A 1,728-nucleotide genomic window follows, 5' to 3' on the forward strand; every position below is an offset into this window, starting at 1 on the left:
TGGGGGGGTCAACCGGTCGCCGGGGTTGACCCGGGCAACTTCCGGCTGTGCCGGATCGACTGTGACCCAGCAGCTGGGCCCGAAGAAGCCGACCGTCTCGTTCTTGCCGCAGTAGCGCTGCCAGTACTTCAGCAGCGCCCGTTCCCGGTCGCGGCGGCGTACGTTGCGGGCCGCGTCGGCGCCGCCACGCACCAGCCCGTCGAACGCGACGAGCGCGCCCCGGTTCTGCCAGGTGACCGCCTCGCGAAGCAGCGGATCGGCGGCCAGCGCGCTGAACCGCTGCGCGCCGGAGCGCAGCGCCCCCTCGAACTCCTTGTCGAACCGGTCCGCGCCCGCGCCGGTGGCGAGCAGCTCGTCGGCGGCGGTGGCGGCCCGGGGCGCGCTGAACAGCTCCAGCCCGTCGGCCGGGAACCCGGTGGTACGCAGCACCGCGTCGCGCCACACCGACCAGCCGGTGTCGCCGAGGGGGACCCGGTGCGCGGCGCCGGCGGTCCCGCGGCCGGCGGCGCGCACCGGGTCCGGACCCGCGTCCGGCGTGCCGGCGCGGGGGTCCGAGAGCGCGGCGGTCAGGTCGGCGCGGATCAGCGCGGCCAGCTCGGGCAGCCGGTCGTGCAGGAAGAAGTGCCCGCCGTCCAGCTCGTGCAGGGTGAACCCGGCCGCGGTGTGCTCGGCCCAGGCCGCGTTCTGGTCCCGGGTGACCGCCCGGTCGGTGCGGCCGGCGAACGCGACGATCGGCACCGGCAGCGGTTCGCCGGGCACGTGGCGGTAGTCGTCGACCCGGCCGAAGTCGGCGCGCAGCAGCGGCAGCAGCAGTTCCACCAGCTCCGGGTGGTCGAGCAGTTCGGCGGGGAGGCCGCCGCCCTCGCCGAGGCGGCGCAGCAGCTCGTCGTCGCTCGCCCGGGACAGCCCGTCGAACGGGCCGGGGGTGCGTACGTGCGGGGCGCGGGCGCCGCCGACGTAGAGCCGCAGCGGCAGCGGGCGGCCGGTGCGGCGCAGCTCGCGGACCACGTCGAAGCCGAGCCGTCCGCCCATCGAGTGGCCGTAGATCGCGTACGGGCGGTCGGCCCGGGAGGCGATGGCGTCGGCCACCTCGGCGACGCTGAAGCGCGGGTCCTCGGTGATCCGGTTCTCCCGGCCGGGCAGTTGCACCGGCGTCACGTCGACGCTCTCGCCGAACTCGGACGCCCAGCGCCGGAACGCGCTGGCGCCCGCACCGGCGTAGGGCAGGCAGAACAATCGCACCGGGGCCTCGGGTCGGCTTCCGGCGGAGACGAACCAGTTCACCGCGGACCTTTCTGCACGGGGTCGATCCAGTGCCGGCGGCGCTGGAACGGGTAGGTGGGCAGTCCGGTGCGACGCACCGTGCCGTCGGGGTGCAGCTCGTGCCAGTCGACGTCACGCCCGGCGACCCAGTCGGCGGCCGTCTCGCGCAGCGGACCGCCGTCGCCGGCGATCCGGGCGTCGGTGTCCAGCAGCACGTCCAGGGCGGACAGCGCGGCCGGCAGGTCGGCGGCGACCACCGCCGCCCGGTGCGCGAACGCCCGCCGGCCCAGCGCCAGCGTGGCGGCCACGTCGGACAGTGCCGGGGCGGCGCCGGCCAGGTGGGTCCGCAGGCGGGTCAGCGCGGCCCGCAGCGCCGCCGGGGTACGCGCGGAGACCGGCAGCAGCCACGGCCCCTCGCCGGGCGGGTCGGCCGGCTCGGCCGGTGGCGGCTGTTCCACCACCACG

1 protein-coding gene and 1 pseudogene are annotated in these 1,728 nt (G+C 77.0%); both read right to left on the minus strand.

Features of this window, described 5'->3' with window-relative positions; genetic code table 11:
- Positions 1-1,284, minus strand: a 1,284-nt coding sequence (locus KBX39_RS30515; RefSeq protein WP_210873869.1) for a thioesterase domain-containing protein, incomplete at its 3' end; no start/stop codon positions are given.
- Positions 1,281-1,728 (minus strand): annotated as a pseudogene (locus tag KBX39_RS30520) (amino acid adenylation protein); the annotation flags it as partial. The pseudogene KBX39_RS30520 and the gene KBX39_RS30515, both read right to left, overlap by 4 nt.

The organism is Micromonospora sp. D75 (assembly GCF_018070405.1).
GTDB lineage: Bacteria > Actinomycetota > Actinomycetes > Mycobacteriales > Micromonosporaceae > Micromonospora > Micromonospora chalcea.